General features: G+C 56.6%; 13 protein-coding genes and 5 tRNA genes. 17 read left to right on the forward strand and 1 reads right to left on the reverse strand.

The genetic code is table 11. The annotated features are described in order from the left end of the window. Positions 1-47 precede the first annotated feature (47 nt). Positions 48-1,169: a signal recognition particle-docking protein FtsY gene (gene ftsY / locus ACODR9_RS15520; protein WP_488810335.1), complete on the reverse strand. Its 1,122-nt coding sequence runs from the start codon at positions 1,167-1,169 to the stop codon at positions 48-50. 76 nt (positions 1,170-1,245) lie between these two features. Here ftsY and ACODR9_RS15525 point away from each other — a divergent pair, with 76 nt between their 5' ends. The 17 genes from ACODR9_RS15525 to rpoB all read left to right on the forward strand — a co-directional run bounded on the left by ACODR9_RS15525 (position 1,246) and on the right by rpoB (position 14,421). Next, entirely contained in the window at positions 1,246-2,604 is a 1,359-nt protein-coding gene (locus ACODR9_RS15525; RefSeq protein ID WP_488810336.1) for a M16 family metallopeptidase, read from the forward strand. Next, positions 2,594-3,901, forward strand: a complete 1,308-nt coding sequence (locus tag ACODR9_RS15530) for a M16 family metallopeptidase (RefSeq protein WP_488810338.1) — start codon at positions 2,594-2,596, stop codon at positions 3,899-3,901. Before ACODR9_RS15525 ends, ACODR9_RS15530 begins: the two co-directional genes overlap by 11 nt. 78 nt (positions 3,902-3,979) lie before the next feature. After that, positions 3,980-4,540: a 16S rRNA (guanine(966)-N(2))-methyltransferase RsmD gene (gene rsmD, locus ACODR9_RS15535; protein ID WP_488810340.1), complete on the forward strand. Its 561-nt coding sequence runs from the start codon at positions 3,980-3,982 to the stop codon at positions 4,538-4,540. A gap of 99 nt (positions 4,541-4,639) precedes the next feature. Further along, positions 4,640-4,891: a YfhL family 4Fe-4S dicluster ferredoxin gene (locus ACODR9_RS15540; protein ID WP_488810342.1), complete on the forward strand. Its 252-nt coding sequence runs from the start codon at positions 4,640-4,642 to the stop codon at positions 4,889-4,891. A gap of 139 nt (positions 4,892-5,030) precedes the next feature. Next, positions 5,031-5,116, forward strand: a tRNA-Tyr gene (locus ACODR9_RS15545). A 53-nt stretch (positions 5,117-5,169) separates the two neighbouring features. Continuing rightward, a tRNA-Gly gene (locus ACODR9_RS15550) sits at positions 5,170-5,243 on the forward strand. A 21-nt stretch (positions 5,244-5,264) separates the two neighbouring features. Then, a tRNA-Thr gene (locus tag ACODR9_RS15555) sits at positions 5,265-5,339 on the forward strand. A 40-nt stretch (positions 5,340-5,379) separates the two neighbouring features. After that, positions 5,380-6,570, forward strand: a complete 1,191-nt coding sequence (gene tuf, locus ACODR9_RS15560; protein ID WP_113024018.1) for an elongation factor Tu — start codon at positions 5,380-5,382, stop codon at positions 6,568-6,570. Between the two features lie 13 nt (positions 6,571-6,583). Then, a tRNA-Trp gene (locus tag ACODR9_RS15565) sits at positions 6,584-6,659 on the forward strand. A gap of 68 nt (positions 6,660-6,727) precedes the next feature. After that, the gene (gene secE, locus ACODR9_RS15570; RefSeq protein WP_488810344.1) at positions 6,728-7,084 is read left to right on the forward strand and encodes a preprotein translocase subunit SecE; all 357 of its coding nucleotides are present in this window, start codon (positions 6,728-6,730) and stop codon (positions 7,082-7,084) included. After that, complete coding sequence (gene nusG / locus ACODR9_RS15575; RefSeq protein WP_159879926.1) at positions 7,084-7,617, forward strand: transcription termination/antitermination protein NusG; 534 nt, start codon at positions 7,084-7,086, stop codon at positions 7,615-7,617. The genes secE and nusG overlap by 1 nt, the downstream gene beginning before the upstream one ends. Before the next feature lie 98 nt (positions 7,618-7,715). Further along, on the forward strand, positions 7,716-8,147 hold the full coding sequence (rplK, locus tag ACODR9_RS15580; protein WP_059287632.1) for a 50S ribosomal protein L11: 432 nt from the start codon (positions 7,716-7,718) through the stop codon (positions 8,145-8,147). Then, positions 8,148-8,843, forward strand: a complete 696-nt coding sequence (rplA, locus tag ACODR9_RS15585; protein WP_488810347.1) for a 50S ribosomal protein L1 — start codon at positions 8,148-8,150, stop codon at positions 8,841-8,843. Positions 8,844-9,020: 177 nt separating this feature from the next. Beyond that, positions 9,021-9,095, forward strand: a tRNA-Thr gene (locus ACODR9_RS15590). 92 nt (positions 9,096-9,187) lie between these two features. Next, on the forward strand, positions 9,188-9,682 hold the full coding sequence (gene rplJ, locus ACODR9_RS15595) for a 50S ribosomal protein L10 (protein ID WP_488810349.1): 495 nt from the start codon (positions 9,188-9,190) through the stop codon (positions 9,680-9,682). A 36-nt stretch (positions 9,683-9,718) separates the two neighbouring features. Continuing rightward, on the forward strand, positions 9,719-10,090 hold the full coding sequence (gene rplL, locus ACODR9_RS15600) for a 50S ribosomal protein L7/L12 (RefSeq protein ID WP_488810351.1): 372 nt from the start codon (positions 9,719-9,721) through the stop codon (positions 10,088-10,090). Positions 10,091-10,245: 155 nt separating this feature from the next. Further along, positions 10,246-14,421, forward strand: a complete 4,176-nt coding sequence (gene rpoB, locus ACODR9_RS15605; RefSeq protein ID WP_488810352.1) for a DNA-directed RNA polymerase subunit beta — start codon at positions 10,246-10,248, stop codon at positions 14,419-14,421. Positions 14,422-14,453 lie beyond the last annotated feature (32 nt).

A 14,453-nucleotide genomic window follows, 5' to 3' on the forward strand; every position in this document is an offset into this window, starting at 1 on the left:
ACGATGCCGGCGGCAAGCCGCCGGCGTGGCTGAGATGAGGCAGATAATCAGTCGAACAAAGCGTCGACGTAATCCTTGCTGTTGAACGGGCGCAGATCGTCAATGCTTTCTCCAACTCCGACAAACCGTAGCGGAATCGGACGTTGCTTGGCAATCGCGGCAATGACGCCACCCTTGGCCGTGCCATCCAGCTTGGTCAGGATCAGGCCGGTCAGGCCCAGCGCATCATCAAACACTTTTACCTGGCTGATGGCGTTCTGGCCTATATTGGCGTCCAGCACCAGAATCACCTCGTGCGGTGCATCCGGCAGGGCTTTCTGGATAACACGCTTCACTTTCTTGATTTCTTCCATCAGGTGCAGCTGGGTGGGCAAGCGACCGGCGGTATCCGCCAGCACGATGTCGATACCACGCGCGGTGGCAGCCTGAATGGCGTCGTAGCACACGGCAGCGGCATCGCCGCCTTGCTGGGCAATCACGGTGACATTGTTGCGCTCACCCCAGGCCATCAACTGCTCGCGCGCGGCGGCGCGGAAGGTGTCGCCAGCAGCCAGCAGCACGCTCTTGCCTTGCAGTTGATAGTATTTAGCCAGCTTGCCGATGGAGGTGGTTTTGCCAGCACCGTTCACCCCGGCCATCATGATGACAAAGGGCTTTTTGCCACTGACATCCAGCGATTTTTCCAAAGGCTGAATCAGTTGGTTGAGCGAGTCCTTCAGCGCGCCTTTCAGCTCGCTGGCGTCCTTCAGGCCCTTCAGGCTGACGCGCTCGCGCACGTCCTGCAGCAGGTGTACCGTAGCATCCATGCCCATGTCGGCAGTCAGCAGGACGGTTTCCAGTTCCTCGTACAGCTCTTCGTCAATCTTGCCGCCGCCAAACAGGCCCGCCAGCGATTTACCCAGCTTGTCACGGGTTTTGGAAAGACCAGCTTTCAGGCGTTCGGTCCAGCTTGGTTTTTTTGCTGGCGTCTCCTCAGGCACTACGGCTTCGGCTTGCGGTGCCGGGGCCGCTAGGCTGGTGACTGGCGTAGCAACAGGATCGGCGGCCGGAATAGGCGCTGCAATATCAGCAGGGCTGGACTCAGCGAGCGGTACGCTGGATGCCTCGGTCTGGGGGGCGATGACCGGGGTTTCAACCGGTTTTGGTTTTTTCTTGAAGAAACTAAACATGCGTCTGCGTAGTCTGGGAGGGCGATAAATGGCTAAATTGTATCCTTAAATCAGCAACTGGGCAGAAACGATGGTGATGAAAGCAAAATCAGGGTGGATCGGGGCCGTGTTCATCCTGCTGGTCGGCGTGGTGGGGGCCGAACCGTTAGAGGCGACATTGCGTAATGGGCTGAAGATTGTGGTTGAGCGCGATGCGCGTTCCCCAGTGGTGGTTTCGCAGCTGTGGTATCGGGTGGGAAGTGTGGATGAGGTCAATGGACACACCGGCCTGTCGCATTTGCTGGAGCACATGATGTTCAAGGGGACTGCCAAGGTGGCTGATGGCGAGTACTCTCGCCGGATTGCTCAGGCGGGCGGCAAGGAAAATGCATTTACCAGCCGCGACTACACGGTGTATTTTGCCCAGCTGTCGGCTGACAAGCTGCCTCTGGAGCTTGAGCTGGAAGCAGACCGCATGGCCAATCTGCTGATTGATGAGTCGTCCTTCCGCCGCGAGCTGGAAGTAGTTAAGGAAGAGCGGCGCATGCGCACGGACGACCAGCCAGTCGGCTTGCTGCAGGAGGCGCTGCATGCCAATGCTTTTGTGGCCAATCCGGTGCGCTATCCGGTAATCGGCTGGATGGATGATCTGCAACATGCCCGCGCTGAAGATCTGCGTAACTGGTATCGGCAGTGGTACGCACCAAACAATGCCACCCTGGTGGTGGTTGGCGATGTTGATCCGGCTCGGGTGATTGAACAGGCAGACCACTATTTTGGCAAATTGCCTGCTGCAAGCCTGCCCGTGCGCAATCCGCAACGGGAACCACTGCAGCAGGGTATCAAGCGGGTAGAGATAAGTGCCCCGTCGCAGCTCAATTACCTGACCATGGCCTGGCATGTGCCGGGACTCCGGACGACCAGCGATGAGCAAGCCTATGCTTACGCCTTGCTGGAGGCCGTATTGTCGGGAGATTCTGCGGCACGCTTGCCACGTAATATGGTGCGCGGTGGGGTACAAGCGCACGATGCCGCAGCAGACTACGACATGATGGGGCGTGGAGAGGCCCTGTTTACTATTACTGCCAGCCAAGCGATGAGCCGGCAGCCAAACGAACTGGAAGCGGCTATCCGACAACAGCTGCAAGAAATTGTCGAGCATGGCGTCAGCGAACAGGAGCTTGCGCGTGTCCGCCTGCAATTGGATGCAGACGAAATCTACCAGCGGGATTCGCTGTTTGCCCAGGCCATGCAGATCGGTACGCTGGAGTCACTGGGTTTTTCCTGGCGTAACCGGGATCTCATCAGGAAGCACATGCAGCAAGTGACTGCCGCGCAAGTCAGACAGGCCGCAGCGTCGTTGCAGGATGCCCAGCTCACGGTATTGACACTGCACGGCCGGGGAGGGAAGCCGGCTGCCGGCAATCAATTAAAGGGAGATGGCCTTGTCCGCTAAACCAATTGCACTGGCTTGCATGCTGACACTGGCCAGCATGCTGGCGCATGCCGTGGAGATTCAGTCCTGGGTCAGCCCTCAGCAGGCACGGGTACTACTGGTGGAAGCTCATGGCAATCCGATGCTGGATGTCCGGGTAGACTTTGATGCCGGCAGCCGCCGTGACCCGCCAGGCAAGGAAGGGCTGGCCGCCATGGTGGCCAGCTTGCTGGATGCCGGTGCCGGCAATCTGGATGAGGAGGCTATCCAGCAGCAACTAGCCAGTAGTGCTGCGCAATTGAACGGATTTGCCGATGTGGAAAGCGCCGGACTGCGGCTGCGCACAATGACGCGCCCGGCCCAGCTGCAGAGCGCCATCGCGCTGGCCGCCAGTGAACTGTCACAGCCCCGTTTTGCAGTCAGTGCGCTGCAGCGGGAGCGGCAACGTGCCATTGATAGCTTGCAACAACGGCAGGAGGATGCCGGCGCCGTGGCCGATATCATGTTGCGGCAGCGCATGTATGGCACCCATCCCTATGGCAAATCGGCTTTCATTACCAAGAAAAGCCTGCAGGCAATCCAGCAGGATGATCTGCAGACCTTCTGGCGACAACACTACCGGGCCGCAGCGGCCGTGGTTTCCATCGTCGGCGATATCAACCGTCCGGCAGCCGAGAAACTGGTCAATAACTTATTAAAGGATTTGCCTACAAGCAAGGCGGTGTTGCCTGCCATTCCAGAGGTCACCCCGCAGGCCGCCGCCGCACCGCTGCAGCTGTTACGACCTGGTAGTCAGACCCATATTGCGCTGGGTATGCCGGTATTGAAGCGTGATGATCCGGACTACTACGCTCTGATCGTTGGCAACTATATCCTTGGCGGCGGTGGTTTCGATGCGAGGCTGATGCAGGAACTACGAAGCCGGCGTGGACTTACCTATGGGGTGAGCAGTCATTTCACCCCCTTGCAACAGGCCGGGCCGTTTGTCATCACACTTGCTACCCGCAATGCCGAGGCGGCAGCCGCACTGCAGGCAACACGTGAGGTGCTGAATACCTATATAGAGGATGGCCCAACCCAAGCCGAGCTGCAGCAAGCCAAGGCCAATATCATCGGCGGCTTTCCCCTGCGCTACGACAACAATGGAAAACTACTGCCGTACTTGGCGACCATGGGGCAGTATCAATTGCCATTAAGCTATCTGCAGGACTATTCCCGCGCTGTTGCCGCCGTGACGACCGCGCAGATCCGTGATGCCTGGAGACGCCGGATTGTGATGCAGCAGATGCAGATTGTGACGGTGGGCGCTACACCTTAAGCCCCAAACTGCTTGCGATACAGCATGCCAGGCGGGAAAAGAGTAAACTCTCGCCCTTGTGTTTTCAGTCAAGGCATCATGAATCAGCAGCGAAACAAAGTGCGTATCATCGGCGGCCAGTATCGCCGCCGCCTGTTGCCCTTCCCTGATGCGGAAGGTTTGCGGCCAACGCCAGACCGGGTAAGAGAAACCGTCTTCAACTGGCTGGGGCAGGAGCTGTATGGCAAACGCTGCCTCGACTTGTTTGCCGGCAGCGGGGCGTTGGGGTTTGAAGCCGCATCACGTGAGGCAGCTCGCGTGGTCATGGTGGAAAAATCCCGCAAGGTGCTTGAGTCGCTCAAGGCAAATCGCCAGCTGTTGGCAGCAACACATATAGAAGTAGTTGCCATGGATGCCATCCACTACGTGAAAAGCTGCCGCGAACAGTTTGATGTCATCTTTCTGGATCCACCCTATGACTCGACATTGCTACAGCAGGTAATGCCGTTGCTGGCCAATCTGCTGACAGCAGACGGTGTGGTGTACTTCGAGGCAAGGCACTGGCCGGATGACATGCACGGGTGGGACGTCGTCAAACAGGACAAGGCCGCGTCAGTACATTACGCATTGGCAAGACCGACCCAACAAGAATCGCTGTAATACGCCTGCAGGTTGCCGCATAAGGATATAACGGGGCGAACTTGCGACTGTGGCAGGCGGATGACAGAATCAATACTGTGAATACTTGAGGAAATTACTATGTCTCTCATGATTACCGACGAATGCATCAACTGCGACGTCTGTGAACCGGAATGCCCGAACAACGCCATCTCCCAGGGCGAAGAGATCTATCAGATCGACCCCAATTTGTGCACGCAGTGTGTTGGTCATTATGACGAGCCGCAGTGCCAGCAAGTCTGTCCGGTCGACTGCATCCCGCTGGATCCGGCTCACCCGGAGACCCAGGAACAGCTGCATGCAAAATACCTGATCATTTCCGGCAAAGCCTGATTCTGGCTAAGTCGTTGATGTAAAAAGCAGAGCCCCGCAGATTGCGGGGCTTTGTTCATTCGGTGGCAAAAATAATTAAAAAAAATGCGCAACAGGTGTTGACGATGGAAGTGGGTATCTATACTATTCGGGTCTCTCAGGGGGGGTTACCCCAGCGGTCAACGGGTCCGGACTGTAAATCCGGCGGCTCAGCCTTCGAAGGTTCGAATCCTTCTCCCCCCACCAGAATTTTTTACGTCTTGGCGGCGTGTTGTTTGAAAGCCGTATAGTTGTTGCAGGCGGGTGTAGCTCAATGGTAGAGCAGAAGCCTTCCAAGCTTACGACGAGGGTTCGATTCCCTTCACCCGCTCCAAGCGTTAATGCCTGTTAAAGGGCCCATGTAGCTCAGGGGTAGAGCACTCCCTTGGTAAGGGAGAGGTCGGCAGTTCAATTCTGCCCATGGGCACCACCCATTTGTTTTGTAGTTATTCAAATCAGGAAATTTTGCCATGGCTAAGGAAAAGTTCGAGCGGACCAAACCGCACGTAAACGTCGGCACCATCGGTCACGTTGACCATGGTAAGACCACCCTGACCGCAGCGATCACCACCATTCTGTCGAAGAAGTTCGGTGGCGAAGCCAAGGACTACTCCCAGATCGACAGCGCGCCGGAAGAAAAGGCACGTGGTATTACCATTAATACCGCACACGTAGAATACGAAACCGAAGCACGTCACTACGCTCACGTAGACTGCCCGGGTCACGCCGACTACGTTAAGAACATGATTACCGGTGCTGCCCAGATGGACGGCGCGATCCTGGTGTGCTCCGCAGCTGACGGCCCGATGCCGCAAACTCGCGAACACATCCTGCTGTCCCGTCAGGTTGGCGTACCGTACATCATCGTTTACCTGAACAAGGCAGACCTGGTTGACGACGCAGAACTGCTGGAACTGGTTGAAATGGAAGTGCGCGATCTGCTGTCTTCCTACGACTTCCCGGGCGACGATACCCCGGTAGTGATCGGTTCGGCCCGTCTGGCACTGGAAGGCGACCAATCCGAAATGGGCGAACCGTCCATCTTCCGTCTGGCTGCTGCTCTGGACTCCTACATCCCGACGCCGGAACGTGCAGTTGACAAGCCGTTCCTGCTGCCGATCGAAGACGTATTCTCCATCTCCGGTCGTGGTACTGTAGTGACCGGTCGTGTAGAGCGCGGTATCGTTAAAGTTGGTGAAGAACTGGAAATCGTGGGCCTGAAGGCAACTGCGAAGACCACTTGCACCGGCGTTGAAATGTTCCGCAAGCTGCTGGACCAAGGTCAGGCTGGTGACAACGTAGGCGTACTGCTGCGTGGTACCAAGCGTGAAGACGTAGAGCGTGGTCAGGTTCTGGCCAAGCCGGGCACCATCACCCCGCACACCAAGTTCGCTGCTTCGGTATACGTACTGAGCAAGGACGAAGGCGGTCGTCACACCCCGTTCTTCGCTAACTACCGTCCGCAGTTCTACTTCCGTACAACCGACGTGACTGGTGCAGTAACCCTGTCCGAAGGCGTGGAAATGGTAATGCCGGGTGACAACGTAGAAATCACCGTAGAACTGATCGCCCCGATCGCTATGGAAGAAGGTCTGCGTTTCGCCATCCGTGAAGGCGGCCGTACTGTTGGCGCCGGCGTGGTAGCAAAGATTATTGCTTGATTAATAGGTTTATAGGCCAGTAGCTCAATTGGTAGAGTATCGGTCTCCAAAACCGAGGGTTGGGGGTTCGAGACCCTCCTGGCCTGCCAATTAAGACCAGCCGGCGCTTGTGCGCCGGTTGGTCTTTTGTCGCATACGCGCAGAGAACATTCCACACATGGAAATGCAAGATAAACTCAAACTGGCTCTGGCCGGTCTGCTGGTGGTTGCCGGTGTTGTTGGCTTCTACATGATTCCCGAAGATCAGGGTGTGTTGCGCGCTCTGGCATTCATTGTTGGCGTTGTGCTGGCGGCTGGTGCTGTCTGGCTGTCAACTCCAGGCAAGGAATTCGTGGCTTATGCCAATGATTCCCTTGTTGAGGCGCGCAAGGTCGTATGGCCTACCCGCAAGGAAGCCATGCAAATGACCGGCCTGGTTTTCGTCTTCGTTCTGGTGCTGGCCCTGTTCATGTGGATGGTGGATTCGGGTCTGTCCTGGTTGTTCTACGATGTAATTCTTGGTCGAGGTAGATAATGGCAAAGCGCTGGTACGTTGTGCACGCTTATTCCGGTTTTGAGAAAAGTGTGCAGAAAGCGCTGCGTGAGCGCATTGAACGTTCCGAGGTGGCTGATCTGTTCGGCCAGATCCTCGTTCCGGTAGAAGAAGTGGTGGACATCAAGAATGGCCGTCGCTCCATTACCGAGCGCAAGTTCTTCCCCGGTTATGTGTTGGTCGAGATGGACATGACCGATGATACCTGGCACTTGGTGAAGAGTACTCCCAAGGTGACCGGTTTTGTTGGTGGTACGGCTAACCGCCCGGCACCGATTTCCAAGAAGGAAGTCGATGCCATCATGCAGCAGATGCAAGAGGGTGTTGAAAAGCCGAAGCCAAAAGTGCTGTTTGAAGTGGGTGAAAAGGTTCGCGTTACCGACGGTCCTTTCAACGATTTCAATGGCTCTGTGGATGAAGTCAATTACGAGCGCAACAAGCTGCGCGTATCGGTGCAGATCTTCGGTCGCGATACGCCGGTTGAGCTTGATTTCAGTCAGGTAGAAAAGCTGTAATACTACTTGGCAGCTAGTTTGTAAGCGTATATACTGTTGCGCTTTCGTCCGGGAAGCGAGTGCACGCTCGCGCTATACCCATTTTAGGAGTTTCAATCGTGGCAAAGAAAATTGTCGGCTATGTAAAGCTGCAAGTGCCCGCTGGTAAGGCCAACCCGTCTCCTCCGATCGGTCCGGCCCTGGGTCAGCGTGGTCTGAACATCATGGAATTCTGCAAGGCGTTCAACGCCCAGACCCAAGGCATCGAGCCGGGCCTGCCGATTCCGGTTGTGATCACTGCTTATGCAGACAAGTCCTTCACCTTCATCATGAAGACGCCGCCGGCGACCATTCTGCTGAAGAAGGCTGCTGGCATCAAGTCCGGTTCCGCCAAGCCGCATACCGACAAGGTAGGCAAGGTTAGCCGTGCTCAGCTGGAAGAAATCGCCAAGACCAAGCAGCCGGATCTGACCGCTGCTGATCTGGACGCCGCTGTACGCACCATCGCCGGCTCCGCCCGTTCGATGGGTCTTGAAGTGGAGGGTGTGTAAATGGCCAAGATTTCCAAGCGCCTGCAAACCCTGAAGGCAACTGTTGATCGCAACAAGCTGTACGCTGTTGAAGAAGCAATTGCCCTGGTTAAGACTGCCGCTACCGCCAAGTTTGACGAGTCCATTGATGTGGCCGTTAACCTGGGTGTAGATCCGCGTAAATCCGACCAAGTTGTACGTGGCTCCGTTGTTCTGCCGCGTGGTACTGGTAAGTCGGTACGCGTTGCTGTGTTTGCTCAAGGTGCCAACGCCGAAGCCGCCAAGGCTGCCGGTGCTGAAGTTGTCGGTTTCGACGACCTGGCCGAGCAAGTAAAAGCCGGTAACCTGAACTTCGACGTAGTTATTGCCTCCCCGGATGCAATGCGCGTTGTAGGTCAACTGGGTCAAATCCTCGGCCCGCGTGGCCTGATGCCGAACCCGAAGGTTGGTACTGTAACCCCGAACGTTGCCGAAGCCGTGAAAAACGCCAAGGCCGGTCAGGTTCAATACCGTACCGACAAGGCAGGTATCATTCACGCCACTATCGGCCGTGCTTCTTTCGAAGCTGAAGCCCTGCGTGAAAACTTTACTGCTCTGGTTGATGCCCTGGTGAAAGCCAAGCCGGCAGCTGCCAAGGGTGTGTATCTGAAAAAGATCGCCGTATCCAGCACCATGGGTATTGGCGCTCGTGTAGATACCAGCTCCGTCAGCGCTTAAGTTGATGTGAGTTCGGCAGGGTGGCTTGCCACCTTGCCACTGGCTTTGGGCTGGCAGGCTTGCCTGCCAGATTGTCAAAGACCGTAGGAGCCGCAAGGCTTAATCGCTAGTCACTGCCCGGTGGCCTGCATCCTGCGCAGATGGTGTACCCGAAAGTAGGCTTCTGAAGAGTTCAGGGCTCATGTAGCTCAGGGGTAGAGCACTCCCTTGGTAAGGGAGAGGTCGGCGGTTCAATTCCGCCCATGAGCACCAGTTTCCCTTCTCTATGTTGTCTCCTGATACAGGTCGCCGCTGCAAAGCGGAGCAGAAATCATTCTGCTTCATTTCAGTCTAGGAGATAGACCTTGAGTCTCAATATCGAAGATAAAAAGGCAGTCGTCGCTGCTGTAGCTGCCGAGCTGGTAGCTGCACAGACCCTCGTCATCGCCGAATATCGGGGCATCGAGGTAAGCAGCATGACCAAGCTGCGCGCTCAGGCGCGTGAGCAAGGCGTTTACCTGCGCGTTCTGAAGAACACGCTGGTTCGCCGTGCGGTTGCTGGTACCCAATTCGAAGCGCTGGCCGATCAAATGGTTGGTCCGCTCGTTTATGGTATCTCTACCGATCCGGTTGCTGCTGCCAAGGTGCTGCATCAATTTGCCAAGGCTGACGACAAGATCATCGTCAAGGCAGGTTCCTACAATGGCGCGGTACTGAATGCTGCTCAGGTTGCTGAGCTGGCGTCCATCCCGAGTCGCGAAGAACTGCTGTCCAAGCTTCTCTACGTTATGCAGGCTCCGGTCGCAGGCTTCGCCCGCGCACTGGCAGCACTGGCAGAGAAGCAAGCCGAAGCCGCTTAACTTATTTGATTCTTATAGAATTCAGGAGATTTTTACATGGCAATCACCAAAGAAGACATCCTCGAAGCCGTTGCTGGCCTGACCGTTATGGAACTGAACGACCTGGTTAAGGCGTTCGAAGAGAAGTTCGGCGTTTCCGCTGCTGCCGTTGCCGTTGCTGGCCCGGCTGCTGGTGGCGCTGCTGCTGCTGAAGAAAAGACCGAGTTTGACGTTGTTCTGAACGCCGCTGGCGACAACAAGGTTAACGTGATCAAGGTTGTTCGTGCTATCACCGGCCTGGGCCTGAAGGAAGCCAAGGACATGGTTGACGGCGCTCCGAAGACCGTGAAAGAAGGCGTAGCCAAGGCTGAAGCCGAAGAAGTTCTGAAGCAACTGACCGAAGCCGGTGCCAAGGCTGAAATCAAATAATCTTCTTTGAAAAAAGAAGGTGAGGCTGGCGGAGAAATCCGCCAGCCTTATTGCGCTTGTAATTGGCCGAAACAAAGATAGTAAAAGCCAGCAATTACCCGGCGTGGCTGCTGACTTTTGGTTTCTTGCGCCACTACCACCTCGATGGAGACTCTATGAGTTATTCGTTTACTGAGAAGAAGCGTATTCGTAAGAGCTTTGCGAAACGCGCCAGTGTTCTCGATGTCCCATTCCTGTTGGCGACCCAGATTGATTCTTATGCCGATTTCCTGCAACTGGGTGTACCGCTAGATCAGCGCAAGGATGCTGGTCTGCAGGCCGCGTTCAAGTCGATCTTCCCGATCCATAGCCACAATGGCTATGCCCGCCTTGATTTTGCTCACTACATTCTTGGTGAGCCGCCGTTTGACGTGCAGGAATGTCAGCTGCGTGGCATTACCTATGCCGCTCCGCTGCGCGCCCGTATCCGTCTGACCATCCTGGACAAAGAGTCGTCCAAGCCGGTGGTAAAAGAAGTGCGCGAGAATGAAGTTTACATGGGCGAAATTCCGCTCATGACCACCAACGGCTCTTTCATCATCAACGGTACCGAACGCGTTATCGTTTCCCAGCTGCACCGCTCCCCGGGCGTGTTCTTCGAGCACGATCGCGGCAAGACCCACTCCTCTGGCAAGCTGTTGTTCTCCGCCCGCGTGATTCCTTACCGTGGTTCCTGGCTGGACTTCGAGTTTGACCCGAAAGACCTGCTGTACTTCCGTATCGACCGTCGCCGCAAGATGCCGGTGACCATCCTGCTGAAGGCACTGGGTTACAGCAACGAACAGATTCTGTCCGAATTCTATAGCTTCGATACCTTCTACCTGACCAAGACCGGCGTGTTCATGCGCGTGGTACCGGATCGTCTGAAGGGCGAAGTGGCCAAGTTCGACATCGTCGCCGCTGACGGCAAGCTGATTGTTGCCAAGGACAAGCGCATCACCGCCAAGCACATTCGCGATATCCAGACTGCACAGCTGGATCGCATTGAAGTGCCGGCCGATGTACTGCTGGGCAAGGTGCTGTCGCACAATGTCACCAATGTTGACACTGGTGAAGTGCTGGCGCGCGCCAATGAAGAAATCACCGAAGAGCTGCTGGCCAAGCTGGCCCTGGCCGAGATCGATCAGGTTGAAGTGCTGTTCACCAACGATCTGGACCAAGGCGCTTACATCTCGCAAACCCTGCGTACCGATGACAGCCTGGATCGCCTGCAAGCACGCGTTGCCATCTACCGCATGATGCGTCCTGGCGAACCGCCGACCGAAGATGCAGTAGAAGCGCTGTTCCAGCGCCTGTTCTTCAGCGAAGAAACCTACGATCTGTCGCGTGTAGGCCGCATGAAGTTCAGCTCGCGTACTTATCAGTACAAGTTCGATGAGAAGACTCCGGAGTGGTTCAAGTCGCTGATCGGTGAAAAATTTGCCGGTCGCCGTGACGTGATGGAAGGTACCCTGTCCACCGAAGACATCGTTTCCGTGATTGCCATCCTGTGCGAACTGCGCAATGGCCGTGGCGAAGTCGATGACATCGACCATCTGGGTAACCGTCGTGTCCGTTCCGTGGGCGAACTGGCCGAAAACCAGTTCCGTGCCGGTCTGGTACGTGTAGAGCGCGCAGTGAAGGAACGCCTGAATCAGGCCGAGTCCGACAACCTGATGCCGCACGACCTGATCAATGCCAAGCCGGTATCCGCTGCCATCAAGGAATTCTTTGGTTCCTCGCAGCTGTCCCAGTTCATGGACCAGACCAACCCGCTGTCGGAAATCACCCACAAGCGCCGTGTATCGGCTCTTGGCCCGGGCGGTCTGACCCGCGAACGTGCCGGCTTCGAAGTGCGTGACGTACACCCGACCCACTACGGTCGTGTATGCCCGATCGAAACGCCGGAAGGTCCGAACATCGGTCTGATCAACTCCTTGTCCGTGTTCGCACGTACCAACGAGTTCGGTTTCCTGGAAACCCCGTACCGCAAGGTGGTGGATAGCAAGGTAACCAACGAGATCGATTACCTGTCCGCCATCGAAGAAGGCCGTTACGTCATTGCTCAGGCCAACGCCGAGCTGGGCGAAGACGGTACCCTGATCGACGAACTGGTAACCTGCCGTGAAAAGGGCGAAACCATTCTGGCCACCCCGGACCGCGTACAGTACATGGACGTGGCCACCGGTCAGGTGGTATCGGTTGCTGCATCGCTGATTCCCTTCCTGGAACACGATGACGCCAACCGTGCCTTGATGGGTGCCAACATGCAGCGTCAGGCCGTACCGTGCCTGCGCCCGGAAAAACCGTTTGTCGGTACCGGTATCGAACGTTCGGTAGCGGTTGACTCCGGTACTACCGTTGTTGCACGTCGCGGCGGTGTGGTCGACTATGTTGATGCTGGCCGTGTCGTGGTGCGTGTAAACGACGAAGAAGCCGTTGCTGGTGAAGTGGGTGTGGATATCTACAACCTCACCAAATTCACCCGCTCCAACCAGAACACCAACATCAACCAGCGTCCGGTGGTGAAGGTGGGCGACAAGATCGCCAGTGGCGACGTGGTGGCCGATGGTGCCTCCACCGACCTGGGCGAACTGGCGCTGGGTCAGAACATGACCATCGCCTTCATGCCGTGGAACGGCTACAACTACGAAGACTCGATCCTGATCTCGGAAAAGCTGGTGGCAGAAGACCGCTACACCTCGATCCACATCGAAGAACTGTCGGTTGTTTCCCGCGACACCAAGCTGGGACCGGAAGAAATCACCCGTGATATTCCGAACCTGTCCGAGCGCATGGCAGGCCGCCTGGATGAAGCCGGCATCGTTTACATCGGTGCCGAAGTGGAAGCCGGTGACGTACTGGTGGGCAAGGTAACGCCGAAGGGTGAAACCCAGCTGACGCCGGAAGAGAAGCTGCTGCGCGCCATCTTTGGTGAAAAAGCCTCCGACGTGAAAGACACCTCGCTGCGCGTGCCGACTGGCACCGTGGGTACCGTGATCGACGTGCAGGTGTTCACCCGCGAAGGTATCGAGCGCGACAAGCGCGCCCAGTCCATCATTGATGCCGAACTGAAGCGCTACCGCCTCGACCTGAACGACCAGCTGCGTATTTTCGAAAACGACGCCTTCAGCCGTATCGAACGCCTCATCATTGGCAAGCTGGCCAATGGTGGTCCGAAGCGTCTGGTCAAGGGTACCGCCATTGACGCCGAGTACCTGGAAAGCCTGCCGGTCAAGCATGACTGGTTCGACATCCGCATGGCAGAGGAAGACATCGCCAAGCAGCTGGAGCTGATCAAGGAAAGCCTGGTACAGAAGCGCGAAGAATTCGATCTCAAGTTCGAAGACAAGAAGCGCAAACTGACCCAGGGTGATGAACTGCCGCCGGGCGTGCAGAAGATGGTCAAGGTTTACCTGGCCGTTAAGCGTCGCCTGCAGGCTGGTGACAAGATGGCTGGTCGTCACGGTAACAAGGGTGTGGTATCCCGCATCCTGCCGATCGAAGACATGCCTTACATGGGCGACGGTCGTCCGGTCGACATCGTGCTGAACCCGCTGGGCGTACCGTCGCGTATGAACATCGGTCAGATCCTGGAAGTGCATCTGGGCTGGGCTGCCAAGGGTATCGGCGAGCGTATCGACCGCATGATCAAGCAACAGCAGGATGTTGCCGAAGTGCGCGGCTACCTGGAACGCCTCTATAACGAAACCGGCAAGACCGAAGATCTGGCGGGCCTCACTGATGCCGAGATCATGGATCTGGCCGACAACCTGCGTAAGGGCATGCCGTTTGCCACGCCGGTATTCGACGGTGCCAAGGAAACCGAGATCAAGCACATGCTGGATCTGGCTTACCCGAGCGGCGATCCGCTGACCGAACAGATGGGCTTTAACGAGTCCAAAACCCAGATGACCCTGTACGATGGTCGCTCCGGCGAAGCCTTCGACCGCAAGGTTACCGTGGGTGTGATGCACTACCTGAAGCTGCATCACCTGGTTGATGACAAGATGCACGCCCGTTCCACCGGTCCGTACTCCCTGGTTACCCAGCAACCGCTGGGTGGTAAGGCGCAGTTCGGTGGCCAGCGTTTCGGTGAGATGGAAGTGTGGGCGCTGGAAGCATATGGCGCCGCCTACACCCTGCAGGAAATGCTGACGGTGAAGTCCGACGATGTCACCGGTCGTACCAAAGTTTACGAAAACATCGTCAAGGGCGAACACAAGATCGACGCTGGCATGCCGGAATCCTTCAATGTATTGGTGAAGGAAATCCGCTCGCTCGGCCTGGATATCGACCTGGAACGTTATTGATTGGGTGAGAAGGCGCGGCATCATGCCGCGCC

The sequence above is a fragment of the Aquitalea sp. FG25 genome, assembly GCF_057809375.1.

Coding starts and splice junctions, on each gene's coding strand:
- tuf (WP_113024018.1), top strand. CDS start 5,380: ATGGCTAAGGAAAAGTTCGAGCGGACCAAACCGCACGTAAACGTCGGC.
- ACODR9_RS15525 (WP_488810336.1), top strand. CDS start 1,246: ATGAAAGCAAAATCAGGGTGGATCGGGGCCGTGTTCATCCTGCTGGTC.
- rplA (WP_488810347.1), top strand. CDS start 8,148: ATGGCCAAGATTTCCAAGCGCCTGCAAACCCTGAAGGCAACTGTTGAT.
- rplL (WP_488810351.1), top strand. CDS start 9,719: ATGGCAATCACCAAAGAAGACATCCTCGAAGCCGTTGCTGGCCTGACC.
- rpoB (WP_488810352.1), top strand. CDS start 10,246: ATGAGTTATTCGTTTACTGAGAAGAAGCGTATTCGTAAGAGCTTTGCG.
- ftsY (WP_488810335.1), bottom strand. CDS start 1,169: ATGTTTAGTTTCTTCAAGAAAAAACCAAAACCGGTTGAAACCCCGGTC.
- rsmD (WP_488810340.1), top strand. CDS start 3,980: ATGAATCAGCAGCGAAACAAAGTGCGTATCATCGGCGGCCAGTATCGC.
- ACODR9_RS15540 (WP_488810342.1), top strand. CDS start 4,640: ATGTCTCTCATGATTACCGACGAATGCATCAACTGCGACGTCTGTGAA.
- nusG (WP_159879926.1), top strand. CDS start 7,084: ATGGCAAAGCGCTGGTACGTTGTGCACGCTTATTCCGGTTTTGAGAAA.
- secE (WP_488810344.1), top strand. CDS start 6,728: ATGGAAATGCAAGATAAACTCAAACTGGCTCTGGCCGGTCTGCTGGTG.